Annotated in this window: 21 protein-coding genes; 11 read left to right on the forward strand and 10 right to left on the reverse strand. The window is 71.7% G+C overall.

The window, feature by feature from the left end:
* The first annotated feature begins 112 nt into the window (after positions 1-112).
* Positions 113-667: a hypothetical protein gene (locus E1258_RS02315; protein ID WP_132396362.1), complete on the forward strand. Its 555-nt coding sequence runs from the start codon at positions 113-115 to the stop codon at positions 665-667.
* A 227-nt stretch (positions 668-894) separates the two neighbouring features.
* Here the strand turns inward: E1258_RS02315 and E1258_RS02320 are convergent, their stop codons facing one another.
* The 5 genes from E1258_RS02320 to dnaA all read right to left on the reverse strand — a co-directional run bounded on the left by E1258_RS02320 (position 895) and on the right by dnaA (position 7,685).
* Positions 895-1,512: a DUF721 domain-containing protein gene (locus E1258_RS02320; protein ID WP_371688554.1), complete on the reverse strand. Its 618-nt coding sequence runs from the start codon at positions 1,510-1,512 to the stop codon at positions 895-897.
* Between the two features lie 67 nt (positions 1,513-1,579).
* The gene (gene recF / locus E1258_RS02325) at positions 1,580-2,713 is read right to left on the reverse strand and encodes a DNA replication/repair protein RecF (RefSeq protein ID WP_132396412.1); all 1,134 of its coding nucleotides are present in this window, start codon (positions 2,711-2,713) and stop codon (positions 1,580-1,582) included.
* Positions 2,714-2,729: 16 nt separating this feature from the next.
* Entirely contained in the window at positions 2,730-3,602 is an 873-nt protein-coding gene (gene gnd / locus E1258_RS02330) for a phosphogluconate dehydrogenase (NAD(+)-dependent, decarboxylating) (RefSeq protein WP_007073827.1), read from the reverse strand.
* Between the two features lie 39 nt (positions 3,603-3,641).
* Positions 3,642-4,775 carry a DNA polymerase III subunit beta gene (dnaN, locus tag E1258_RS02335; RefSeq protein WP_132396364.1) on the reverse strand — a complete coding sequence of 378 codons (1,134 nt, stop codon included), beginning with the start codon at positions 4,773-4,775 and terminating at the stop codon, positions 3,642-3,644.
* 936 nt (positions 4,776-5,711) lie between these two features.
* Complete coding sequence (gene dnaA, locus E1258_RS02340) at positions 5,712-7,685, reverse strand: chromosomal replication initiator protein DnaA (protein ID WP_243715126.1); 1,974 nt, start codon at positions 7,683-7,685, stop codon at positions 5,712-5,714.
* Between the two features lie 548 nt (positions 7,686-8,233).
* Here dnaA and rpmH point away from each other — a divergent pair.
* From rpmH to E1258_RS02385, 9 genes are all read left to right on the forward strand, one after another.
* Positions 8,234-8,371 (forward strand): 50S ribosomal protein L34, encoded by a 138-nt coding sequence (gene rpmH, locus E1258_RS02345; protein ID WP_007073824.1) that lies wholly within the window; start codon positions 8,234-8,236, stop codon positions 8,369-8,371.
* 36 nt (positions 8,372-8,407) lie between these two features.
* Entirely contained in the window at positions 8,408-8,824 is a 417-nt protein-coding gene (gene rnpA / locus E1258_RS02350) for a ribonuclease P protein component (protein WP_132396366.1), read from the forward strand.
* Positions 8,821-9,108, forward strand: coding sequence for a membrane protein insertion efficiency factor YidD (gene yidD, locus E1258_RS02355; protein ID WP_132396367.1), 288 nt, complete (start codon positions 8,821-8,823; stop codon positions 9,106-9,108). The genes rnpA and yidD overlap by 4 nt, the downstream gene beginning before the upstream one ends.
* Positions 9,109-9,111: 3 nt before the next feature.
* Entirely contained in the window at positions 9,112-10,101 is a 990-nt protein-coding gene (gene yidC / locus E1258_RS02360) for a membrane protein insertase YidC (protein ID WP_132396368.1), read from the forward strand.
* 210 nt (positions 10,102-10,311) lie between these two features.
* Positions 10,312-10,905 carry a R3H domain-containing nucleic acid-binding protein gene (locus tag E1258_RS02365; protein WP_132396369.1) on the forward strand — a complete coding sequence of 198 codons (594 nt, stop codon included), beginning with the start codon at positions 10,312-10,314 and terminating at the stop codon, positions 10,903-10,905.
* Between the two features lie 52 nt (positions 10,906-10,957).
* Positions 10,958-11,833, forward strand: a complete 876-nt coding sequence (rsmG, locus tag E1258_RS02370) for a 16S rRNA (guanine(527)-N(7))-methyltransferase RsmG (protein WP_371688555.1) — start codon at positions 10,958-10,960, stop codon at positions 11,831-11,833.
* A gap of 265 nt (positions 11,834-12,098) precedes the next feature.
* Positions 12,099-13,439: a ParA family protein gene (locus E1258_RS35520; protein WP_132396371.1), complete on the forward strand. Its 1,341-nt coding sequence runs from the start codon at positions 12,099-12,101 to the stop codon at positions 13,437-13,439.
* Positions 13,440-13,466: 27 nt separating this feature from the next.
* Positions 13,467-14,483 (forward strand): ParB/RepB/Spo0J family partition protein, encoded by a 1,017-nt coding sequence (locus tag E1258_RS02380; protein ID WP_007073817.1) that lies wholly within the window; start codon positions 13,467-13,469, stop codon positions 14,481-14,483.
* A gap of 1,705 nt (positions 14,484-16,188) precedes the next feature.
* Positions 16,189-16,830 carry a hypothetical protein gene (locus E1258_RS02385; RefSeq protein WP_371688553.1) on the forward strand — a complete coding sequence of 214 codons (642 nt, stop codon included), beginning with the start codon at positions 16,189-16,191 and terminating at the stop codon, positions 16,828-16,830.
* 71 nt (positions 16,831-16,901) lie between these two features.
* On the opposite strand, the gene E1258_RS02390 is transcribed toward E1258_RS02385, so the two are convergent.
* Together E1258_RS02390 and E1258_RS02395 are read right to left on the reverse strand one after the other, a co-directional pair.
* Positions 16,902-17,900, reverse strand: coding sequence for a D-alanine--D-alanine ligase (locus E1258_RS02390; RefSeq protein ID WP_132396373.1), 999 nt, complete (start codon positions 17,898-17,900; stop codon positions 16,902-16,904).
* 7 nt (positions 17,901-17,907) lie between these two features.
* A complete protein-coding gene (locus E1258_RS02395; protein ID WP_132396375.1) occupies positions 17,908-19,224 on the reverse strand; it encodes a PLP-dependent aminotransferase family protein in 1,317 nt (438 codons plus the stop codon).
* A gap of 307 nt (positions 19,225-19,531) precedes the next feature.
* Here E1258_RS02395 and E1258_RS02400 point away from each other — a divergent pair, with 307 nt between their 5' ends.
* Complete coding sequence (locus E1258_RS02400; RefSeq protein WP_132396377.1) at positions 19,532-20,197, forward strand: GNAT family N-acetyltransferase; 666 nt, start codon at positions 19,532-19,534, stop codon at positions 20,195-20,197.
* Positions 20,198-20,219: 22 nt separating this feature from the next.
* Here E1258_RS02400 and E1258_RS02405 read toward each other — a convergent pair whose 3' ends face one another.
* The 3 genes from E1258_RS02405 to trxB form a co-directional block, all read right to left on the reverse strand.
* The gene (locus E1258_RS02405; RefSeq protein ID WP_132396379.1) at positions 20,220-21,386 is read right to left on the reverse strand and encodes an N-acetylmuramoyl-L-alanine amidase; all 1,167 of its coding nucleotides are present in this window, start codon (positions 21,384-21,386) and stop codon (positions 20,220-20,222) included.
* Between the two features lie 217 nt (positions 21,387-21,603).
* Positions 21,604-21,927 carry a thioredoxin gene (trxA, locus tag E1258_RS02410; RefSeq protein WP_132396380.1) on the reverse strand — a complete coding sequence of 108 codons (324 nt, stop codon included), beginning with the start codon at positions 21,925-21,927 and terminating at the stop codon, positions 21,604-21,606.
* 87 nt (positions 21,928-22,014) lie between these two features.
* Positions 22,015-22,968 (reverse strand): thioredoxin-disulfide reductase, encoded by a 954-nt coding sequence (trxB, locus tag E1258_RS02415; protein WP_132396382.1) that lies wholly within the window; start codon positions 22,966-22,968, stop codon positions 22,015-22,017.
* Between the last annotated feature and the right edge of the window lie 128 nt (positions 22,969-23,096).

The raw sequence follows: 23,096 nt of genomic DNA on the forward strand, positions 1-23,096 counted from the left end.
GGGAGTGGGCGTAGGTTTGCGGCGCCCAGCGTGGCTGGTCTTGATCTTTTCCGGTCGGAACCGGACGATCGACCCGAACGCTTCGACACGTGCTCTCAAGGGGTGACGCCAGATGGGGCTGGACAACGTCGCGGTGCACTGGCCGCGGACCGGCCGCTTCTACGACCCGGTCGCACCGGCCGAGTTCGTCGATTTCGGCGAGATCGTCGATTTGCCGCGAATCTCCGCGCCGACGGCGGCCCTCGCGGAACACATCGCCAAGACCGGCACGGTCCGGGCGACCGCCTACACGGAACTGGTCGACCTGCTGCTCGGGCTGGAGAATGTGCTCTACGCCACGGAGGCCGCCGCCGAGGACGAGGACCCGGTGATCGACCCCGACGGCTGCGCCTGGATCGCCGGTGGGATCGAACGCTTCGTGGCCGGGCATCGCCCACACGGGGAGAACGTCACCTTCGACTCGGTCAGCGCCGTGCTGCGCGGGCTGCTCGCCGACGGTCGCCTCGCCGAGCAGCAGCTACGCTGGCTCGACACCCGCCTGGACGCGCTGCGCGACGAGAACGGCGACCCGCCGCAGTGGGACTTCACCTGCGCCGAACTGGGCGTGCTGGCAGCCTTCTACCGCCGCTGCGCCGACCGGGGCTTCGCCGTCTACGCCGATGCCTGACCGGGTGCCCACCCAGTAGCCCACCGGCCCCACCGGAACGCTCCCGCCCGGCGCATGGTCAGCCTGCGTCCTGCGTGCTCGAACCCGGCTCGCCGACGTGGCGGTGCCCCGGCCGCCCGGAGACCGCCACGTCGGCGACATCGCGCGGCAAGCGCCGGGCCGGGCGCGGCTTGGTGCCGGACCGGGTGCCAAGTTGTGCGCGGCCAGCCCGGGCGACTCGGCCGGGGTCAGCCATAGGTGTCGCGGGGGCCTCGGCCCCGAACCCGGCGCGGCCCCCGGGACCAGGACGGCGCGGCCGGACCGTGGATGTGCAACTTGCGCACCACGTTGTGGCCCACCTCGCTGGCGATCTGCCGGAGCAGGGAGGCGGCGAGCAGTCGCAGCTGCGTCGCCCACGCGGTGGACCGGGCTTCGACGGTCAGCTCACCGTTCTCCAGCTTCACCGGGCGGCTGTTCTGCGCGACCTCGGGGCCGACAACCCGCTCCCACGCGCCGAACACCGTCGCCTCGGCCGCCGGCTGCTCCCAGCCGCGCGCCTTCATCAGCCGGCCCAGCACGACGCCCAACGGCTGCGGGTCGCGGGGGTCCGGCCCGGGGCCGGAGTAGCCGCGCAGCCGCCGGCCGCCCTCGCCGTCGCCCGATACCACGCTGCGCCGGCGGGTCTTGGTCGCCGCCGCGCGCCGGGCCTTCGCGGCGTCCAGTACCGCCCGGGCCAGCTCCGGCCCGGCTGACCCGGTGGGTGGGTCGCCGCCACCATCGGCGGCCGGGCCGTCCGCCCGCCCGGCCCCGTCGGCCGCCCGCCCGGCGTCGCGTCCTCCGCCGCGGCGTGCGCCGTCGCCACGCAGGGCCGCAGGGCCGCCAGATCCCTCTGCGGGGGTACGGGGCCCGAGCCGGGCCGGCGGCAGCTCCCGCTCATCCGGCACGGCGCACCGCCCCCTCGCCCACCTGGTACCGGACGCCGCGCAGGGCGGCCGGCACGTCGTCGTCCACGGCACAGGTCACCAGCAGCTGGCTCGCCCCGCCGACCAGCCCCGCCAGCCGCTCCCGGCGGCCCGCGTCGAGCTCGGCGAAGACGTCGTCGAGCACCAGCACCGGCTCGACACCGTCGCAGCGGAGCAGATCGTACCCGGCCAGCCGCAGGGCCAGGGCAAACGACCAGGACTCGCCGTGGCTGGCGTACCCCTTGGCGGGCAGCGGGCCGAGGGTGAGGGCCAGGTCGTCGCGGTGCGGCCCGACCAGAGTGGTGCCGCGTTCCACCTCGGCGGACCGGGACTCCGCCAGTGCCGCGAGCAGCGCCTCGGCCAGCGCCGCCCGGTCCGCCACCGGGTCGGTCAGCTCCACCGACGGTCGGTACGCGATCCCCGCCGCGCCCCTGTCGGCGGCGACCGCGTCGTACGCCTTGGTGACGTGCGGGCCGAGCGCGGCGACCAGCTCCAGCCTGCCGGCGAGCAGTTCGGCCCCGTGCCGGGCCAAATGGGTGTCCCAGACGGCGAGGGTCGACAGGTCCCCGCCGCGCGTCCCGCCGGTCTTGCGGGCCAGATACGAGGTGCGCAGCAGGGCGTTGCGCTGTTTGATCACCCGCTCGTAGTCGGCGCGCACCCCGGCGTACCGGGGTTGCCGGCTGACCAGCAGGTCGTCGAGGTAGCGGCGGCGCTCCGCCGGATCGCCACGGACGAGTTCCAGATCCTCCGGGGCAAAGAGCACCAGCCGCAGCGCGCCGAGAACGTCGCGGGCCCGCCGGGCCGGTGAGCGCCCCAGCCGGGCCCGGTTGGCCTTGCCCGGGACGATCTCCAGCTCGACCAGCAGTTCCCGGCCGTCGTGCACCACCGCGCAGCGGATCACGGCGGACGTGGCGCCCAGCCGTACCAGCGGGGCGTCCGTGGCGACCCGGTGCGAGTCCAGGGTCGCCACGTAACCGAGCGCCTCGACGAGGTTGGTCTTGCCGGTGCCGTTGGCGCCGATCAGGATGTTGGGGCCGGGCTCAAGGTCGACGCCGACCCGCTCGTAGGAACGGAAGTCGACCAGTTCGAGCCGGCGGACGTACACGGGCTGCGAACGCCGCTCAGCGCTTGTGAACGGCGTGGCCACCGAACTGCTGGCGCAGCGCGGCGACGGCCTTCATCGCGGGCGAGTCGTCCTGCCGGGAGGTGAACCGGGCGAACAGCGAGGCCGCGATGACGTTCAGCGGCACGGCCAGGCGAATGGCCTCGTCGACGGTCCACCGGCCCTCGCCGGTGTCCTCGGTGTAGCCGCTCAGGTCGGACAGGTCCGGGTCCTCGTCCAGTGCCCGGTCGAGCAGGTCGAGCAGCCAGGACTGGACCACGGTGCCCTCGCGCCAGGACTTGAACACGCCCGGCACGTTGGTGACCATCTCGGACTTGGTCAGCAGCTCGTAGCCCTCGGCGTAGGCGTGCATGAGGCCGTACTCGATGCCGTTGTGCACCATCTTGGCGTAGTGGCCTGCGCCGACCGGGCCGGCGTGCACGAAGCCGAACTCGCCGGCCGGCTTGAGCGCCTCGAAGATGGGCATCAGTCGGTCGACGTGCTCCTGCGCGCCGCCGACCATCAGGCCGTACCCGTTCTCCTTGCCCCAGACGCCGCCGGAGACACCGACGTCGAGGTACCCGATGCCGTGCTCGGCGAGCCGTTCGGCCCGGGGGGCGTCGTCGCTGAACCGCGAGTTTCCGCCGTCGATGAGGATGTCGCCCGCACCCAGCATCTCGGCGAGGGCGTCGATGGTGGTGTCGGTGACGCCGGCCGGAACCATCACCCAGATCGCCCGTGGGGCGTCGAGCTTCTCCGCCAGCTCAGCCATGCTCGCGACGTCACTGCGGTCGGCGTTGCGGTCGTAGCCGATCACCTCGTGGCCGGCGGCGCGCAACCGCTCGCGCATGTTGCCACCCATCCGGCCGAGTCCTACCAGGCCGAGCTGCATGTGTTCCTACCTCCGCTGCGTCTGGGTCGGGATGCGCGATCAGCGGGAGACGCGAATCGGCATGATGAGGTACCGGTACCCAGGGATTACCTCGCCATCCTCGCCGGCGGGCGAAATCACTGCCGGCTTGAAGGCGTCGACGAACGAGAGCAGCGCGAACTGGGCGCCGAGGTTGGCCAGACCGTCGATGAGGTACTGCGGGTTGAAGCCGATGGTCAGCGGGTCGCCGGTGAAGGTGGCCTCCATCGCCTCGCTGGCCCGCGCCTCCTCGGTGCCGCCGGCCTCCACGACAAGGCCGTCGGAGCTGAAGCTGAGCAGCACGGGGGTGGTGCGCTCGGCGACCAGCGCCACCCGCTTCACGACCTCGATGAGGGTGCTCACCGCCAGGCGGGCCTCCGCGTTGTGGCTGGCGGGGAAGAGCGAGCGCACCGGCGGGTAGTTGGCGCCGTCGAGCAGCCGGCTGGTGGTGCGCCGGGTGCCGCCGGAGAAGCCGATCATGCCCTCGCCCGCCGCGCCCTGCGACAGCGCCATCGTCACCTGACCGCCGAGCGGGCCGAGGGCCTTGGCGGTGTCGTTCAGGGTCCGGGCCGGCACCAGGGCGTTGATGCTCACCTCGGGGTCGTCCGGGTGCCACTCCATCTCGCGCAGGGCGAGACGGTACCGGTCGGTGGCGAGCATGGCCAGGTTGCCGCCGGACAGCTCGATACGGACGCCGGTCATCATCGGCAGCGTTTCGTCCCGGCCGGCGGCCACGGCGACCTGGGCGACGGCCGAGGCGAACGCGGCGGCGTCGACCGTGCCGGCGCTCTCCGGCATGTCAGGCAGGGCCGGGTAGTCCTCCACCGGCATGGTGGGCAGGGTGAACCGCGCGCTTCCACAGACCAGCTCCAGGTGCGCACCGACCGCGGCGATGTCCACCGGCTTCGCGGGGAGCGCCTTGGTGATCTCGGCGAGCAACCGGCCGGAAACCAGGGCGGCCCCGTCGGCATCACCCTGCACCTCGACCGTCACCTGGCTGGAGACCTCGTAGTCGAAGCCGGAGACCTGCAGGTTGCCGTCGGTCACCCGGAGCATCACGCCGGCGAGCACCGGCACGGACGGCCGGTTGGGCAGGCTCTTTGCGGTCCACGCCACGGCCTCGGCGAGCGCGTCGCGCTCCACTCGGAACTTCATCAATGCCTCCGCGTCGACGTCAGCGACAACTCTCTCATGCCGACCGCTGCCCAAAGTCCCGCCCGACCGTGCGGGTACCCATCGCACCTTAGGGCGCGCGGGCATCGGCTGTGCGCCCGACCCCGTGAATCGCGCCGGTGCCGGAGCGACTGTCTCCGGCCGTTCCGGCCCGATCCACAGGAAGTCCAACGGTGATGATTGGTTTTTGTTCTCATAGAAGAACAAACTCGTCGTCTTCGTAGCACCTGTGCAAACTGTGGAAAACCCATGTCTGCGCAGGTCAACCACGTTATGTACCGGTGGTTAGCCTGTGGAGAACCCGGGGTGAAACCGCCCCGGTCATCCACAGGCCGCCCGATCCACCGAGTTGTCCACCGCCGTCCACCGGTTATCCACCGGTTATCCACCGACTTTCTCCCCAGTCCTGTGGACGGGGCGCGCCGGCCTTTCCGTCGTTGTCCCCAGAACCTTCAACAGGGAGCTCACAGGTGACCCTCGTCCTGTGGGTAACCGGGCGGGTTGTCCCCAGCCGTCCCCAGCCGTCCACAGCGTCGTCCCCAGGGTTTGTCCACAGCCTGTGGGTAATCGGGCTCGGACGGACCGTAGTTGTCCACCGTCGGTGGACAACCGGTTGTGGACAACGTGTGGACAAGGTGAGTGGGCACGCCCCGATCCTGGGGGCTGCACCGGGTCGAGGGTCAACGCGAGGCGACCCGGCCGGCCTGTGGACGACGGCCCGGGGGGCCGAAAGTGACCGGGGTCACCTGTCAGCCCCCGGTGGTGGACTTCGAGTCAGCCACTGGTGGACCCGAGGCTTCTGCCGCTTTCCGGGGCGTGAGAACGCCCCCGAGACGTAGAGAACGCCCGGCCGTGGTCGGCCGGGCGTCGGTAGCCGTACTCCGCTACGCCCGTCCCTGCGGGCGCGGCGGAGTACGGCTAGGTGGTCTGCTTGATCCGGTTGGTCAGCTCGGCGATCTGGTTGTAGAGCGAGCGACGCTCCGCCATCTGCTGGCGGATCTTCCGGTCGGCGTGCATGACCGTCGTGTGGTCCCGGCCGCCGAATGCCTGCCCGATCCGGGGCAGGGACAGGTCGGTCAGCTCCCGGCACAGGTACATGGCCACCTGACGCGCGTTGACCAGCACCCGGGAGCGGGAGTGCCCGCGCAGGTCCTCCAGGCTGACCCCGAAGTAGTCGGCGGTGGAAACCATGATCTGGTCGGCGGTGATTTCCGGGCCGGCGCCGTCGGGGATGAAGTCCCGCAGCACCTCCTCGGCCAGCGACAGCTCGACGGTCGACCGGGTGAGGCTGGCGAACGCGGTGACCCGGATCAGCGCCCCCTCCAGTTCCCGGATCGAGTTCGACACCCGGGACGCGATGAACTCCAGCACGTCCGGCGGCGCGTAGAGCCGCTCCTGGGCCGCCTTCTTCTGCAGGATCGCGATCCGGGTCTCCAGGTCGGGCGGCTGGATGTCGGCCAGCAGCCCCCACTCGAACCGGGTCCGCAGCCGATCCTCCAGCGTCGCGAGCTGCTTCGGCGACCGGTCGGAGGTGACCACGATCTGCTTGTTGGCGTTGTGCAGGGTGTTGAAGGTGTGGAAGAACTCCTCCTGGGTCCGCTCGCGGTTCTCCAGGAACTGGATGTCGTCGATCAGCAGGATGTCGACGTCGCGGTAGCGACGCTGGAACGCGCTCGTCTTGTCGTCGCGTACCGAGTTGATGAAGTCGTTGGTGAACTCCTCGGTCGAGACGTACCGGACCGAGCGGGCGTTGCCCAGCGTCGTGGCGTAGTGGCCGATGGCGTGCAGCAGGTGGGTCTTGCCGAGCCCGGAGCTGCCGTAGATGAACAGCGGGTTGTACGCCTTCGCCGGAGACTCGGCGACCGCGACGGACGCGGCGTGCGCGAACCGGTTGGACGAGCCGATGACGAACGTCTCGAACATGTACTTCGGGTTGAGCCGGTTCCCGCCGGTCTCCACGCCGCCGGGGACCCGGCGGTCGTCCCGGCCACCCGGGCGGTGATTCATGCCACTGCGACCCGGCCCGCTGTCCGTGCCGCCGTCGCGCGGCAGCCGCTGGGGGACCGGCCCGGCACCGGCCGAGTACCGGGGCTCGAAGGGCCGGGCTGCGCCGGCGGCCTCGATCCGGGGCTGCTCCTCGAAGCCGCGCCGGTCCGAGCCCGGCAGCAGCGGCTCGGCGAAGGCGGAGCCGAACAGGGGCTCCTGGGTCTCCCGGGCGGTCGGGATGAGTCCCGGCCGGTGCTCGTCCTCGACCGAGAGCGGCGCCCCCTCCGGCCCCGGCTCCGCCCCCCCGCGCTCGGGCTGCCCGGCGGCACCGTCGCGGTCCGGGTGGGGCGGCCGGGCGTGGTCGGCGCTGTCCGGCTCGGCGCGGCCAGGGTAGGCCGGAACAGGAAAGATCAGCTCGGGTTCGTGCCGGTTGACCCCGGACCCGTCGTAGCGGCGCGGGTCGAACACCGGCGGGGTGTCGAAACCCACGGCCGCGTCGAGCGTGGGCTGTTCGCCCGGGCCGGCCTCCGGGGTGCTGCGGTAGACCGTGCCGGCGGGGCGGCCCGAGGGGTCCTCGGCGACCCGGACGGTCACCGCCACCTGGATCGGGCGGCCCAGTCGCCGGGTCAGCGCCTCGGTGATGGCCGGTCGCAGCCGGGACTCGATCACGTCGCGGGTGAAGGCGTCCGGCACGGAGAGCAGCGCGGTGTCCTCCACGATCGCGCGGAGCCGGGTGAGTCGCAGGTACGCGCGCTGCTGCGCGGAGATGATCTCGTCGGCGAGTTCGTCCGTGGTCGCCGTCCACACCGCGGCTAGGTCGGTCGTACCGGCCACCGTCGTGCCACCCCCCTCGCTTCTGCTCCCGACCGCCGCTGTGGTCCAGCCGGACGACTCACCGGCCGTCATCCACAAGTTATCCACAGCCTGTGTGTACTGACCGATTGTGGCCCCCCGCCCGAGGCGGGTGGGACCTGCCCCCTGTCTGGACGGGCGCGCTGAAGCGGGTTTCACCGTGCCGAACGATTCACTGCCTGGTCGGGTCTTGCCCGAGCCAGTCTTGCTCGACGACGACACCGTCTTGCCCGACGATGACGGGGCGACGACGCCGACCGCAAACGGGCACGCTAACAGCGTGGGGGCGGGGCCTTCAACCGTCGACGCGGTGGCGCCCTTGGCGACATCAGTGAAAAGCAGCGCTTCGGTCGTGGTCAGCGGGCTTGCGGGGCCCTGGCGAGACGTTTGACGCTCATTGTCCCTCTGCGTAGGCTGGAGCGGCTGCTCTGCCGCCCTCTGCTAGGGTGGTGCGTGCTTGCTGTCCGCGGTCGCCTCCCTCTCATCGCCGAGGTCCCGCGCCGCCGGGCAGCACCGATCGGGGGCCACCGCCTAGGTGGCCTGGACCACCACACGACCCCGGCGGTCCTGCGCCCGGGGCGTACGAAAACGGAGAGCCTGACGTGAGCAAGCGCACCTACCAGCCGAACAACCGCCGGCGCGCGAAGACCCACGGCTTCCGGCTGCGCATGCGCACCCGGGCCGGCCGCGCCATCCTCTCGACCCGTCGCGCCAAGGGCCGCGCCCGCCTGTCGGCCTGAGGCCGACCGGGGCCGGTCCGGGGGACGTGGGCAGTCGTGCTGGCGGCCGCGCAACGACTGCGGCGCAGCAGCGACTTCGCCGCAGCGGTCCGGGCTGGCCGCCGGGCCGGCCGTGGCGTGGTCGTCGTCCACCTGACCCTGCCCGCCACACCGGGGACACCAACGGGCACCTCGACGGAGCCGGCGCGGGCCACCGGTGCGGAGAACACCTCCGCACCGACCCGCGCCGGCTTCGTCGTGTCCAAGGCCGTCGGCCCAGCCGTCGTCCGTAACACGGTCCGGCGCCGGCTCCGGCATCTGGTCCGCGAGCGGCTCACGGCCTTGCCCGAGGGCAGCACCCTGGTCGTACGCGCGCTCCCGGCTGCGGCCGAGGCGTCGTACGCCCGGCTCGGGGCCGACCTCGACGCGGCTGTCGCCGCAGCCCGTACCCCCCGGGGGCGACGGCCCCGATGAGCAGGGATTCCGCCGCGTCACGCCCGACGAGCCTGGGTGCCCGGGTGCTGAGCCGGCCCATCATCGCGTACCGTCGTTGGATAAGCCCGGCGCTGCCGGCCCGCTGTCGGTTCTACCCGTCGTGCAGTGCGTACGCCCTTGAGGCCGTGGCCCGGCACGGCGCGATCCGGGGGGCCGGCCTGACGGTCCGACGGTTGTTGCGCTGCCACCCCTTTCACCCTGGTGGACACGACCCGGTGCCCGAGCCGGGCGGTCGCCGCCGTGCCGAAGTGACTGGAGTCTGAGAATTGTTCAGTCTGGACTGGATCTACTACGCGATCTCGTGGATCCTGCTGACCTGGCACTCAGCCTGGGACGCCATCGGAGTGCCGGTCGACGCGGTGATCGGGACGAACTGGGCCTGGATCCTGGCCATCGTCTTCCTGGTGGTCACCGTGCGGGTGATCCTGTTCCCGGTCTTCGTCAAACAGATCAAGTCCCAGCGGGCCATGCAGGCGCTCCAGCCCAGGGTGAAGGAGCTCCAGGAGAAGCACAAGGGTGACCGGGAGACGCTCCAGAAGGAAATGATGGAGCTCTACCGGAAGGAAAAGGCCAACCCGCTCATGGGCTGCCTTCCGATGTTCCTCCAGATCCCGGTCTTCCTCGGCCTCTTCCACGTGCTGCGCCGCCTCGACCCGTTCAAGTCGGAGGACAAGAAGACCCTCTACGGCTGGGCGGTCGACCAGTTCGACAGCGCCTCAAGGGCCAACCTCTTCACCGCCCCGATCGCCGGCAAGTTCGGCTCGACCGCCGACGAGCTGGCCCGCCTCGGGGCCAACGGCACCACCGTGAAGGTGATCGCCGGCATCCTGGTCCTGGTGATGATGGGCACCACCTACCTCACCAGCCGCCAGATGATCCTCAAGACGGGCTGGGCGGAGGACCCGCAGCAGAAGATGATCCAGCGCCTGATGCTCTACGGCATCCCGCTGTCACTGCTCGTCTCCGGCGCGATCTTCCCGATCGGTGTGATCATCTACTGGGTCACGAACAACCTGTTCACCCTCGGCCAGCAGCAGTGGGTGCTGCGTAAGTACCCGCCGCCGCCCACCCCGGGCCACACCGGTGCCAAGCCCGGCAGCCCGGTCCAGCCGGCCAGGGCCACCGGCCTGTTCGGCCGCAAGGCCGCACCGGCCCCGGCCAAGCAGACCCCGGCCGCGCCGAAGGTCGCTGGCCCGAAGCCGGGCTCCAAGCCGGCCAACCCGAAGAAGAGCCGCCCGGCCAAGCGCCAGGGCTGACGCCTTCCCGTCCGCGCCGACCCGGCGCGGACGGAACCAGGCCCTTGGCAGCCGCCCGTGGGGCAGCGCCGGGCCGATCCCGCCGCGCGCAGCGTGGTCGCGGGCGACAGCCGCCCGTACAGACGTGCCCGTGGGCACCGGCGATCTCCCGCCGGCCCCGGGGAACCAGCGGACCCGACGGTCCGGCCGAGCGAGTACGGAGATGAGACCGTGACCGAGACCAGCATCCCCAGCGCTGACAAGTCAGTGGACGAGGAGAGCACGCCGATCGAGGCCACCGACGACACGGAGGCGGAGGAGGCCGACACCGGGGCCGCCGTGCGGGAGAAGAAAGTGCCGGCCGAGAGCGAGCTGTTCCGGCAGAGCGAGATCGCGGCGGACTACGTCGAAGGACTGCTCGACATTCTCGACTACGACGGGGACATCGACGAGCTGGTGTCCGGCGGGCGCCCGGTCGTCGAGGTGGTCGGCGGTCGGCTGCAGAACCTGGTCGGGCAGCGCGGGGCCACCCTGGAGGCGCTCCAGGAGTTGGCCCGGCTGGCGGTGTTCCGGCAGACCGGTACCCCGAGCCGGCTGCTGCTCGACGTCGGCGGGTACCGCGCCACCCGGCGCAAGGAGCTGGCCGCCGTCGCCAGGAACGCGGTGGAGAAGGTCAAGGAGTACGGGGAGCCGGTGCGGCTCGAACCGATGTCCGCGTTCGAGCGCAAGTGCGTCCACGACGTCGTCAACGCGATGAGCGGTGTGGAGAGCGAGTCCGAGGGCGTCGAGCCGAACCGCCGCATCGTCGTCCGGCCGGCGGACTGATTCGGTGACACGCGACGACACCACGGCTTCCGCCGTGTCCGGCCCGGGTGGCATGCCGCCCGGGCCGTCGCCTGTCCAGCCGGGACAGGCCGACGAAGTACCCGCCATGGCACCCGACGCCGATGCCGCGTCGTCTCCCTGCGTGACGGCACCGGGTCCCGAGCACCCGTCGGCACCTGTGGTCGGAAAGGCACCGGGTCCGACCGTCGCGACGCTGCCGCCGGAGTTGGCGGAGGCCGCCCGGACCCTCTTCGGCGATCGGCTGGAACTCGCCGCCGCGTACGCGGAACTGCTCGCCACCGACGGGGTGGTCCGTGGCCTCATCGGTCCGCGGGAAGCACCGCGGATCTGGGACCGGCACCTGCTCAACTGCGCCGCCGTGGCCGAACGGATCCCGCCGGACGCGTCGGTGCTCGACGTCGGGTCGGGTGCCGGGCTGCCCGGGCTGGTATTGGCCATCGCGCGGCCCGACCTGACCGTCACGCTGGTCGAGCCGCTGGCCCGACGTACCTCGTTCCTCGTCGAGGTGGTCGAGGAGCTGGGCCTGGCGAAGTCGGTGCGGGTCTTCCGGGGGCGGGCCGAGGAGGCGGCCACCGGCTCCACCGGGGTCGGTCCCTTCAGCGCGGACATCGTCACCGCCCGCGCCGTGGCCCCGCTCGACCGGCTCGCCGCCTGGTGCCTGCCGCTGACGGTGCGCGGCGGGCGGCTGGTGGCTTTGAAGGGTGCGTCCGCCGCCGACGAGATCGCGGAGCACGCCGGGGCCGTCGCGAAGCTGGGTGGGGGTGAGCCGACCGTGCAGCGCTGCGGAGTCGGCATCATCGAGCCGCCGGCGACGGTGGTGGAGATCGTGCGCGAGCGGGTGGTGAACCAGCCCCGCGTCAAGTCGGCGGCGAAGCGCTCGGCCGGCGGACGCCGCCGGGGCCGCTGAATCGGCTTTCTCTTATCGCGCCGGCCTCCCGCCGCAGGTCGGGTCGTTTATACGGGTGCGGGTCCACGCCGGCCTGGAAACCCGACGTGGACCGGCCGCGCCCGTCCGCCGTAGGCTGACCGCGCGTCGATAGTGTGGAGCGGGCGGCATCTGGCCCCGAGGGGGTCCCGGCCGCTCCCGCCGGGCCGTACGCTCCGTGGTGCTAACGAGCGTGGCCAAGACGACGGGGTGCGGACCGACCATCCGGAGCGGGTAGGGATGACAGGTGCATGACGACGGCAGGTACGACGATCCACCGGTGAACGGTCGCGGAGAGCGTTTCGCGGCGGACCCCGTTTCACGTGAAACCGACGAGCACGGCTGGCCCGGCGATCCCCGAGGCGCGGCGGCGCATCCGGCCGACCGCGATCCCGCGTCGCGCCGCGATGTCTCCACCGCCGGCACAGGCGTTACCACTCCCCGGGCGCAGGCGTCCGGGACGGTCTACGGCAGTGGCAGTCACCCCGGATCCCCGGTAGTCGAACGTTCCGACACGGGGCTCCCCGTTCGCGTCGAGTCGCCGCATCGGCTCACCTCCGCCCTGCCCCAGCAACCCGCACCGTACGCGGTGCCCGATGCGGCCCCGGTGGCCGCTGTTTCTGCCGACACGCCGGCCCTGCCGGCCGGGGCCTATGAGGCCGATCCGGCGGATGCCGCGTACGTTTCACGTGAAACCCCGACGCGCGAAGAGGATGACCCACCGTTGGCTATGGAGGCTATGCGCGCCGTGCAGATCCTTAATCCGAGTGGCGAGGTGACCATGCCCCGTCCGGAACGCCCCCGGGTGATGTGCGTCGCCAACCAGAAGGGCGGCGTGGGGAAGACCACGACCACGGTGAACCTGGCGGTGGCGCTCGCCCTGCACGGCAACCGGGTCCTCGTGGTCGACCTCGACCCGCAGGGCAACGCGTCGACCGGGCTGAACGTCCCGCACCACACCGGCGTGCCGGACGTCTACGACTGCCTGATCAACAGCGTCCCCCTGGAGGAGGTGGCTCAGGGCGTCGAAGGTATCCCCAACCTGTGGTGCGTGCCGGCCACGATCGACCTGGCGGGTGCCGAGATCGAGTTGGTGTCTGTGGTGGCGCGCGAGTCGCGGCTGTCCCGGGCGATCGACGCCTACCCCGGCCACTTCGACTACGTCTTCATCGACTGCCCGCCATCGCTCGGCCTACTCACCGTCAACGCGTTGGTGGCCGCGCAGGAGGTGCTGATCCCCATTCAGTGCGAGTACTACGCGTTGGAGGGCCTGAACCAGTTGATCAATAACATCAACCTGGTCCGCCAGCACCTCAACCCCAGGCTTGAGGTCTCCACCATCCTGCTCACCATGTACGACCGGCGTACCCGACTCGCCGACGCCGTGGAGCAGGATGTCCGGAACCACTTCGGCGACAAGGTCCTCCAGGCGGTGATCCCCCGGAACGTGCGAGTCTCCGAGGCGCCGAGCTACGGCCAGTCGGTCATGACCTACGATCCCGGTTCACGGGGGGCGACGAGTTACTTCGAGGCCGCCCAGGAGATCGCCGAGCGTGGGGTCAAGGAGCCGGTGAGCCGGAATGCGTAGTGCGGACGAGTCGCTGGGAGGCGTCGTATGAAGAACCGTCCTCGGGGTGGTCTGGGTCGAGGGCTCGGGGCGCTGATCCCCACCGGTCCGGTCCAGCCCGCCGAGGCGATGACGGCGATGCCCGACGCCGGCGAGGTGCTCGCCCCGACCCCTGCGGTGGCACCAGTCGACATTGCCTCGCCGGCAGTCGTGCAGCCCTCCGAGCCTCAGCTCAGCCCGGTGCCCGGCGCCCGGTTCGCTGAGATCCCGGTCGACGCGATCGTGCCCAACCCGAAGCAGCCCCGTCAGGTCTTCGACGAGGAGGCCCTGGAGGAGCTGAAGACCTCCATCCAGGAGGTTGGCTTCCTTCAGCCGATCGTGGTGCGGGCGCTCGATGGCGAGAAGTACGAACTCGTCATGGGCGAGCGTCGGTGGCGGGCAGCCCAGGCGGTCGGCCGGGAGAACATCCCCGCCATCGTCCGGGACACCCGCGACGACGCCATGCTCCGTGACGCGCTACTGGAGAACATTCACCGGGCCAACCTCAACCCGCTGGAGGAGGCCGCCGCGTACCAGCAACTCCTGGAGGAGTTCGGCGCGACCCACGAGGAGTTGGCCCGGCGGATTGGCCGGAGCCGGCCGCAGATCTCCAACACCATCCGGTTGCTGAACCTGCCCGCCCAGGTGCAGCGCCGGGTAGCCGCAGGATTGCTCTCTGCCGGCCACGCTCGCGCGCTGCTGAGCCTGGACGAGGCGCAGGCGCAGGAACAGCTTGCCGCACGCATCGTCGCCGAGGGGATCTCCGTCCGCTCGACGGAGGAAATCGTCGCCCTGGCGCTCGCGGACGGGCCGGCCAAGGCCCCAGCCGCGAAGCGGCGGACCAAGCCGCACGCCCCGGCCCTCACGGATCTCGCGGACCGGCTCTCCGATCGCTTCGACACCCGGGTGAAGGTGGACATAGGCCGGAGTAAGGGCAAGATCACTATTGAGTTCGCCACGGTCGACGACCTGGAGCGGATCGTCGGCATCATCGGGGTCGTCCAGGAGGAAGATCCCGAGGACTGAGTCGCCCACGTCAGTCGCCGGCCGCGCCGTCCAGATGAGGACGACGCGGCCGACGTCGTTTCCGAGCCGGTCGATCCCCCGGCCCCATCGCGGATCGCCACTGACGGCGTCCACGGAAATCAACCGGGGTGCGGGGTGCGGACCGACGTCGGTGCGTCCGCGACCTCCCCTCGTCGGAACCCTCTCGGCGGCCCGGGCCGACGCGGCTGGGACGGATGCACAGCGCGCCGCCGGAGCGGCCCGCCGGGCGGGTACGCCTCTCAGCGCAACGCCGCCCACCGGGCCCACTGCGAGGGGGAGAGACACGATAGGGCGTGGCGGGAACCGATCGCCGTGGCGCTGCCACGCATGTCGGGACGGCGCTCGCAGCGCTCCGCCCTGTTCCACGTGAAACCTGTCCCGTCCTCTCCGGACGGGCTGCGCTGGTTATCCGGGACTCCGAGTTCTCCGGGTTGGCGCGGGATCGGCCCTCGCTCCAGTGGGCTGGAGGCGCGCTCGTCGACACCGGGGGCGCACCGCTCACCCCGGCGATTCCGCTGTCCTCCCACCTCACCCAAGGGTGGACCTCAGCGGGGGACGGACAGGCATGCTGGCCTGGACGGGATTTGTGGGCGTGCCACTGGGCCGGTTCCACGTGAAACACGCCGACCGGAGGCGTCGAGGCCGCACCCGGGAGCCGTCCCTGCCGATCCGTCCGACGCACCGCCAGGTCGCACCACTTCTTGTTCCACGTGAAACGCGCCGCCCGGGTCTTGACGCCGGACGGCTCATCGACGCCCGGTTCCACGTGAAACGGGGGCCCGCACCCGGAAGGGGGGGAACCGAGGGCCGCAGGGGTCGTCCACACGAGTTCGACGAGAAGCGGAGATCCGAGTGGCTGGCGCTCGCACTGGCGAGCTGCCGCAGCCAGCCAGGACGGCCGCTGCATCGTTGCGGGCCCCGCACCCACAGCCCGACACCCCGCGGCCTGACTCGGGCCGCTACGGGCCCCTCAGTCCGGCGGCCCACTCCTTCCGCCCAGGCGTGCGCGCCAAGGACCTGTTCCATGACCGGGTGTGGGCTCATGAGGACCTGTGGCGGCTCCGGGTGGGCCGAGAAGGCACAGCGTTGGCCGGGAGCCCCAGGCTTCCGGCATCTCCGGGCCGCGCCGCCGTCGAATGGAGGTGAGGGCCGGCGCCGTCGAATCGGGGTGAGGTCCGGCGATGGCGCCCCCAGGAAGCGGCGGATCAGTCGGTGTCTCGGGCGTCCAGGCAGCGACGCGCAGCCCGTCGACTCGTTAGAAACGAGGGAACCGAAGGCTGTGCACAACTTCCGTCCGAGGGACGCATAGTTATCCACAGCGGTTTTCCACAGCCCCACCCTGTTTCACGTGAAACCCCGCGTGAAACAGGGTGTCAGCCTGTGGATGACGGGCGGTGGTGGTGGGTTCGGCAGCCTGTGGATAACGTGTGGACAACGTTGCGGGGCCGCCCTTGGGATCGAACGACTCCCGGCGTGCCGATCACCGCCCGGCGTCTGAACGGCCCCCGTCCGGGGCTGGGCCCGACCCCGGCGCTGGACGAATCAGGTAGGGACAGAGGTTGCTCCCTCGGTTAGGGTCAGCGTCGTGCACGACACCCCTCCCTTAGTCCCCGACTTCACCTCCTGGCCTTCCTTCCCCTTCGAGGGCGACTTTCGGGTCAAGCACCTTGAGGATCCCGTTCCGGTGGAACCCCCGCGTAAGGGCGAGGGGAGCCGGGAGTGCACCGCCTGCACCGCGCCCGACGACGCGTACATCTGGGTCGGCGAGCGGTGGCGGGTCCGCGCCATGGACCGGCCGACCGGGCTGCCGATGGTGCTGATCCTGGAGTCCCGCTCCCACCTCGACCTGGGCGACCTGCCCAACCTCCTCGCCGCCGAGCTGGGTGTGATGACGGTACGGCTGGAGAAGGCCATCCGCTCTCTCGACGGGGTCGCCCGGGTCCACGTGAACCGGTGGGGTGACGGCTCTGCCCACCTGCACCTGTGGTTCCTGGCCCGGCCGTACGGGCGGCTCCAGTTGCGGGGCACGTTCCTGTCGCTGTGGGACTCCATCCTCCCGCCCATCTCAGAGCAGCAGTGGCGGGAGAACCTGGCCATGGTGGCGGCCTGGCTGGCCGAGTTCGGCGGCCGTCCGCTGGCCGAGCCGCCCCGCATTCTGTGGCAGGCGCCATCGAGCATCGGCGCGCAGGCGTCCTCCGCCGCCGCGAACGAAGAGGACGGCGTCGGCGTGATCGAGGCCGCCGAGGAGATTCCGGAGCCGGAGGTCGACGAGATCGATCAGCCCGAAGTGGGCCCGTCGACCGGTGGGCCGGCGGGCGACCGGTAACCCGACCCCGACGCCGCGCCTGCGGGAAGGAAGCGACCGACGCCGCCTGATGGGACGGCGAGGGGAAGCGGTCAGGCGCGCCGGGCGGCGGCCCGGCTCACCAGGGACCCGAGCAGCCGACCGAAGTCCAAGCCGGCGGCCTGGACGGCGAGCGGCAGCAGTGACGTCTCGGTCATCCCCGGCGAGACGTTGACCTCCAGCACGTGCGGCTGGCCGTCGGCGTCCACGATCAGGTCGACCCGGGAGATGTCGCGCAACCCCAGCGCGGTATGGGCCGCCACGGCCACCCGGGCCACCGTGTCGGCGACCTCCGGGTCGAGCCGGGCGGGGGCGTGCCAGGTGGTCCGGCCGGCTGTGTATCGGGCCGCGTAGTCGTACACGCCGTTGCGGGGCACGATCTCCACGGCGGGCAGCGCCTGCGCACCCTCCCCGAGGTCGACCACCGACACCGCCACGTCCATCCCGGGGACGTACCGCTCGACCAGCGCCGTCGAGTCGTACGCGAAACAACCGACCATCGCGGCCGGCAGCGACGCGGCGTCCCGGACCACGGCGGCGCCCAGGCCGGAGCCACCCTGCGCCGGCTTCACCATCAGCGGCAGCCCGAGCCGGTCGACGATGCGGTCCAGCACCGCCACCGCGCCCAGCTCGGAGAAGCGATCGTGCGGCAGGGCCACCCAGTCCGGGGTGGGGATGCCGGCCTCGCGGAGCACCGCCTTCGCCGACGGCTTGTCCCAGGCGACGCGGGACGCGCGGGCGTCGCAGCCGACGTACGGGACGTCGCAGAGGTCGAGCACGCCGCGCAGCGAGCCGTCCTCGCCGGTCGCGCCGTGCAGGGCGATCACGACGGCGTCCGGCGGGTCGGCGACCAGGGCGGGCAGCAGGGCGACGTCGGCGTCCCGCAGCTCCGCCTCCACGCCGACGGCGCGGAGCGCGTCCAGCACCCGGCGGCCGGACCGGAGCGAGACGTCCCGCTCGTAGGAGAGCCCACCGGCGAGCACCAGCACGTGCAGCTCGGCGGTGCTGGCGGGGTGGGTCACGGTGATTCGCTCGGCAGGGATCGCAGCCATGCCGGAATCATGCCAAGTCGGGTCCCGGGGTGTCCGCGCCGGCCTGCCCGCGCCGCACACCGGGACGGCCGACGGTGCCGCCGAAGACCCGGCGCATGGCGATGTCCTGCTCCATCACGCCGGCCAGCCGGCGCACCCCCTCCCGGATCCGCTCCGGGGGCGGGAAGGAGAAGTTCAGCCGCATGTTGCCGGTGCCGGCACCGTCGGCGTAGAAGCCGGTGCCCGGCACGTAGGCCACCCGGGCCGTGATCGCGCGCGGCATCATCGCCTTGGAGTCCAGGCCGTCGGGCAGGGTCGCCCAGACGAAGAGGCCACCGCCGGGCCTGGTCCAGGTGGTGCCCGCCGGCATCAGGTCTTCCAGCGCGGCCAGCAGGGCGTCGCGGCGCTCCCGGTAGACCTCCCGGTACACCTTGAGCTGCTCGCGCCACGGCATCGTCCCCAGGTAGGTCGAGACGGCGGCCTGGGCGTACCCGCTGGGGCAGAGGATGTTCGCCTCGCTGGCGATGACCAGTTTGTCGCGCACCGCGTGCGGGGCCAGGATCCAGCCCACCCGCAGCCCCGGGGCGAAGGTCTTGGAGAACGTGCTGAGGTAGAAGACCCCGTCGCGCCGCCGGGCCCGCAGCGGTCGCGGCGCGTCGCCCTCGAAACCGAGCTGCCCGTACGGGTCGTCCTCGATCACCAGCAGACCCGCGCGCTCGCAGATGTCGAGGACCCGTTCGCGCCGTTCCTCGCTGAGCGTCACGCCCATCGGGTTCTGGTACGTGGGAATGGTGTACAGGAACTTCACCCGTCGGCCGGCGCGGGCCAGCTCCGCGACCGCCGTCTCCAGCGCCTCAGGGATCAGCCCGTCTTCGTCCATCGGCACGTGCACGACCTGGGCCTGGGCGGCCTGGAACACCCCGAGCGCGCCGACGTAGGTCGGCCCCTCGGCGAGCACCACGTCACCCGGATCCAGGAAGAGCCGGGCCACCAGGTCGAGCGCCTGCTGCCCGCCGACGGTCACCACCACGTCCTCCGGGGAGGCCCCGCACGCCGCGTCGATGCCGGAGAGGGCCATCACCTCGCAGATCCGTTCGCGCAGCTCCAGGGTGCCCTGCCCGATGCCGTACTGGAGAGTGGTGACGCCGTGCTCGGAGCCGAGCCGGCCGAGCATCTCGCCCACCGCGTCCAGCGGCAGCGCGGCGATGTAGGGCGCGCCGCCGGCGAGGGAGACCACCTCCGGCCGGCTGGCCACCGCGAACAGCGCGCGGATCTCCGAGGCGGTCATGCCCCGGACGCGCCGGGCGTACCGGTCGGTGTAGTCGTCGAGCGTCGTGCCGGTCATGACATCACCTCGATCGCGTGTCGGCGGCTCCCGCCCCCGGGTACCCGGGACACCGCAGACCATGGCGGCGGGACGCAGACCACCGATGGTAGACCTTCCCGGCCCGTACCGGCCCTTCCATATGCCGGCCGTCCACATCCCGGACCGGCCGCGTGGCTGCGAGGCAGGCCCGGGTGGGCGCTGCGGGGTGTTTCGCGCGTCCCCTCCCGTACGGCCGCCCGGCGGCGTACGATCGCTCGTCGGAGGAACCGATGGCGGCGGCGTTCCGCGCCGTTCTCGCCTCCGAGCCTATTGTGGAGATGCGCCAATGTCGCGACGTCTGGTCAGCTTGACCCTCGACACCCTGGAAGACCTGCCTCGTCCATGCCGGCAGTGCGTCTACTGGGAGCTTGATCCGGTAGCGGCCGACCGGGCGTGCGCCGCCGGCGACCCGGGGCTGGAGAAGGAGGCCTGGGTCTCGCAGACACTGCTGGAGTGGGGCTCCTGCGGCAAGCTCGCGTACGTCGACGGCATGCCTGCCGGATTTGTCATGTACGCCCCGCCGGCCTACGTGCCGCGGGCGATGGCGTTCCCCACCTCCCCGGTCTCCGCCGACGCGGCGTTGCTGATGACCGCGCACGTGGTCGCACCCTTCGCCGGCGGCGGGCTCGGCCGGATGCTGGTGCAGGGCGTCGCCCGGGACCTCACCAAGCGCGGCATCAAGGCGATCGAGGCGTTCGGGGACGCCAAGTTCGGCGACGAGGGCGACCTGGCGGGCAGTTGCGTGGCCCCCGCCGACTTCTTCCTGTCGGTGGGCTTCAAGACGGTCCGCCCGCATCCCCGCTATCCCCGGCTGCGGCTGGAGCTGCGCACCGCGCTGAGCTGGAAGTCCGACGTCGAGTACGCCTTGGAGAAGCTGCTCGGCTCGATGAGCCCGGAGACCCTGCTCCGACCGGTCCGGCCCGCCCCGGCCACCCGCTCCACCGGCGGCTGACGGCTCGACGTGCCGGGTGCCCTCAGCCCGCGCCCACCCGGCCGGCGGCGACCGCCGCGCGTAGCGTGCTCACGTCGATCGAGCCGGTCGGGACGTCCCGTTCGATCGGGAAGTACATGCGCTGGACGGCGGCCACGATCGCCTCGACCAGCCGGTCCCGGAACCGGGGGTCGACCAGCCGCCCCCGGTCTGTGGGCGATGTCAGGTAGCCCACCTCCACCCGCACCGCCGGCATCCGGGTCAGCCGCAGCAGCTCCCACGTCTTGGCGTGCGTACGGCAGTCCCGCAGGCCGGTGCGCGCCACGATCTCCCGCTGCACCAGCCCGGCCAGCCGCTCGCCGGTGGCCGAGGTCACCCCGTTGTCGGTGCCGTAGTGGTAGGTCGCCACCCCCTCCGCCTCGGGGTTGGGGTGGCCGTCGGTGTGCAGCGAGATGAACACGTCCGCGCCGAGGGAGTTGGCGAGCTGGGCCCGCTCCGGGTCCGATAGGCAGCTCTTCGGTGCCGGCCCCCGGGTGAGCTGCACCCGCACGCCGGCCGCCGCGAGCCGCCCCTCCAGCCGACTGGCCAGGTCGTACACCAGGTCGGCCTCGGTCCAGCGCAGCGGGCCGTCGGGCACCACCACCCCCGGGTCGGTGCCGCCGTGCCCGGGGTCGATGACGACGGTCCGGCCGACCAGGGTCGGGCCGGCCTGCCGGATCGCGTCGGACTCGCGTAGCCACTGCGGCCGGCCACCCACCACCTTCCGCCCCAACCTGCGCAACACGCCCATGGTGTGCGGGCCGCAGGAGCCGTCCGGCTTGAGCCCCATCTCGCGCTGGAACTGGGCCACCGCCCGCGAGGTGCGTACGCCGTAGACGGCGTCGGCGCGGCCCACGTCGTATCCCATCTCCAGCAGGCGCTCCTGCAACGACCGGACGTCCTCGCCGGTCAGCGGCTCCGGCACCGCGTGGTAGAGGGTGCGCGCGCCGAGCCGCCAGCGGGCGGCGTCCAGGGCGCGCCAGGTCTCCGCGCCGACCCGTCCGTCGACGCTGAGCCCCCGGGACTGCTGGAACGCCCGCACGGCGCGCTCCGTCTCGGTGTCGAACTCGTCGGCGGCCGAGGACCCGGGCGTGAGCAGGTCGAGGCCGGTCAGGACGGCGCGGATCTCGCTCACCGCCGGTCCGCGGTCACCGGGTCGGATCGGACGCACGCTCGCCCCCTTCGCACGGTCGCCGGCGACGGCTCCCGCGCTGCGGGAGGTGGGGCCGCGACACGACGCCCACCGGGCGCGGCGTGGCCGGTCGTCGGCCGCCCCCGGGGTTGAGGTTATGCGGTCCGGCCGGCCGAGGTGGCAGGGTCCGCGCAGGTCACGGCCGGGAAGCCGAAACCCCGCACCCGTTGGGGTACGGGGTTTCGCGCCGCGTCGGTCAGAGCGCGGACTGGATCAGCTTGACCAGCTCGCCCTTCGGCTTGGCGCCGGCGATCGACTGGACCGGCTCGCCGTTCTTGAACACGGTCAGGGTCGGCACCGACATCACCCGGTACGCGCGCGCCGTCTCCGGGTTCTCGTCGATGTTGAGCTTGACGATGCTGATCTGGTCGCCCATCTCGCCGGCGATCTCCTCCAGCAGCGGCGAGACCTTACGGCACGGTGCGCACCACTCCGCCCAGAAGTCGACGAGCACCGGCTTGTCGGACTTCAACACGTCGATGGCGAAGCTCGCGTCGGTGACCGCCTTTGTCGCTCCCACTATGACCCTCCTCGGGGACTACGTTTTGTTCCTTCGAGTCGTTAAGTGCACACCGGCGTGCTGCCCGGGAAACCCCGGCGCGACGGCTCAGCCCTCGATAGTGGCGATGAAGCGCTCGGCGTCGAGGGCAGCGGCGCAGCCGGTGCCGGCCGCGGTGATGGCCTGCCGGTAGGTGTGGTCCACCACGTCGCCGGCCGCGAACACGCCCGGGATGCTGGTCCGGGTGCTGGGGGCCTGCACCTTGACGTACCCCTCGTCGTCCAGCTCCACCTGGTCGCGGAAGAGTTCGCTGCGCGGGTCGTGGCCGATCGCCACGAAAACGCCGGTCACGTCGAGGACCTTGCTCTCCCCGCTGTGCACGTTGCGGACACGGACGCCGGTGACCTTGCCGTCCTCGCCGAGGACCTCTTCGACCACCGAGTTCCACTCGACCTTGATCTTCTCGTTGCCCAGCGCCCGCTCGGCCATGATCTTGCTGGCGCGGAACGAATCGCGCCGGTGGATGATGGTGACCGACTCGGCGAACCGGGTGAGGAAGCTGGCCTCCTCCATCGCCGAGTCGCCGCCACCGACGACCACGATGTGCTGGTTGCGAAAGAAGAAGCCGTCACAGGTGGCGCAGGACGAGACGCCATGGCCCAGGTACTTCTGCTCGCCCGGCACGCCCAGCGGACGCCAGGCCGAGCCGGTGGAGAGGATGACGGCCTTCGCCCGGTACGCGGTCTCGCCGACCCACACGGTGCTCACCGCGCCGGAGCCGATGCTGCCGGTGTCCTTCAGCTCGACCCGGGTCACGTCGTCGGTCAGGAACTCGGCACCGAACCGCTCGGCCTGCTTGCGCATGTTGTCCATCAGCTCGGGGCCGAGGATGCCGTCGGCGAAGCCGGGGAAGTTCTCCACCTCGGTGGTCGTCATCAGCGCACCACCGGACTGCACGCCCTCGATGACCAGGGGCTTGAGGTTGGCGCGCGCGGCATAGACCGCCGCCGTGTAACCGGCCGGCCCGGAGCCGATGATGATCAGGTTGCGGACCTCGTCCACTGCCGTCTCCCGATGTGTGTGGTCGCCATCGGCACGCGCACCGATGCCGGTCGGAGCGTCGACGCCGCACGGACGCCGACTACTGACTTGCAGAACGTCATCGTACGAAGTGGGGATTCCCGAGCAGG

Origin of the sequence: Micromonospora sp. KC207 (assembly GCF_004348615.1) — a bacterium.
Lineage (GTDB): Bacteria > Actinomycetota > Actinomycetes > Mycobacteriales > Micromonosporaceae > Micromonospora.

Excerpts from the sequence above, each read along its gene's own strand:
- E1258_RS02380 (WP_007073817.1), top strand. The coding sequence starts at position 13,467 with ATGAAGAACCGTCCTCGGGGTGGTCTGGGTCGAGGGCTCGGGGCGCTG.
- E1258_RS02315 (WP_132396362.1), top strand. The coding sequence starts at position 113 with ATGGGGCTGGACAACGTCGCGGTGCACTGGCCGCGGACCGGCCGCTTC.
- E1258_RS02395 (WP_132396375.1), bottom strand. The coding sequence starts at position 19,224 with ATGACCGGCACGACGCTCGACGACTACACCGACCGGTACGCCCGGCGC.
- dnaA (WP_243715126.1), bottom strand. The coding sequence starts at position 7,685 with ATGACGGCCGGTGAGTCGTCCGGCTGGACCACAGCGGCGGTCGGGAGC.
- dnaN (WP_132396364.1), bottom strand. The coding sequence starts at position 4,775 with ATGAAGTTCCGAGTGGAGCGCGACGCGCTCGCCGAGGCCGTGGCGTGG.
- rsmG (WP_371688555.1), top strand. The coding sequence starts at position 10,958 with ATGCCGCCCGGGCCGTCGCCTGTCCAGCCGGGACAGGCCGACGAAGTA.
- gnd (WP_007073827.1), bottom strand. The coding sequence starts at position 3,602 with ATGCAGCTCGGCCTGGTAGGACTCGGCCGGATGGGTGGCAACATGCGC.
- E1258_RS02390 (WP_132396373.1), bottom strand. The coding sequence starts at position 17,900 with ATGGCTGCGATCCCTGCCGAGCGAATCACCGTGACCCACCCCGCCAGC.
- E1258_RS02400 (WP_132396377.1), top strand. The coding sequence starts at position 19,532 with ATGTCGCGACGTCTGGTCAGCTTGACCCTCGACACCCTGGAAGACCTG.
- yidD (WP_132396367.1), top strand. The coding sequence starts at position 8,821 with ATGAGCAGGGATTCCGCCGCGTCACGCCCGACGAGCCTGGGTGCCCGG.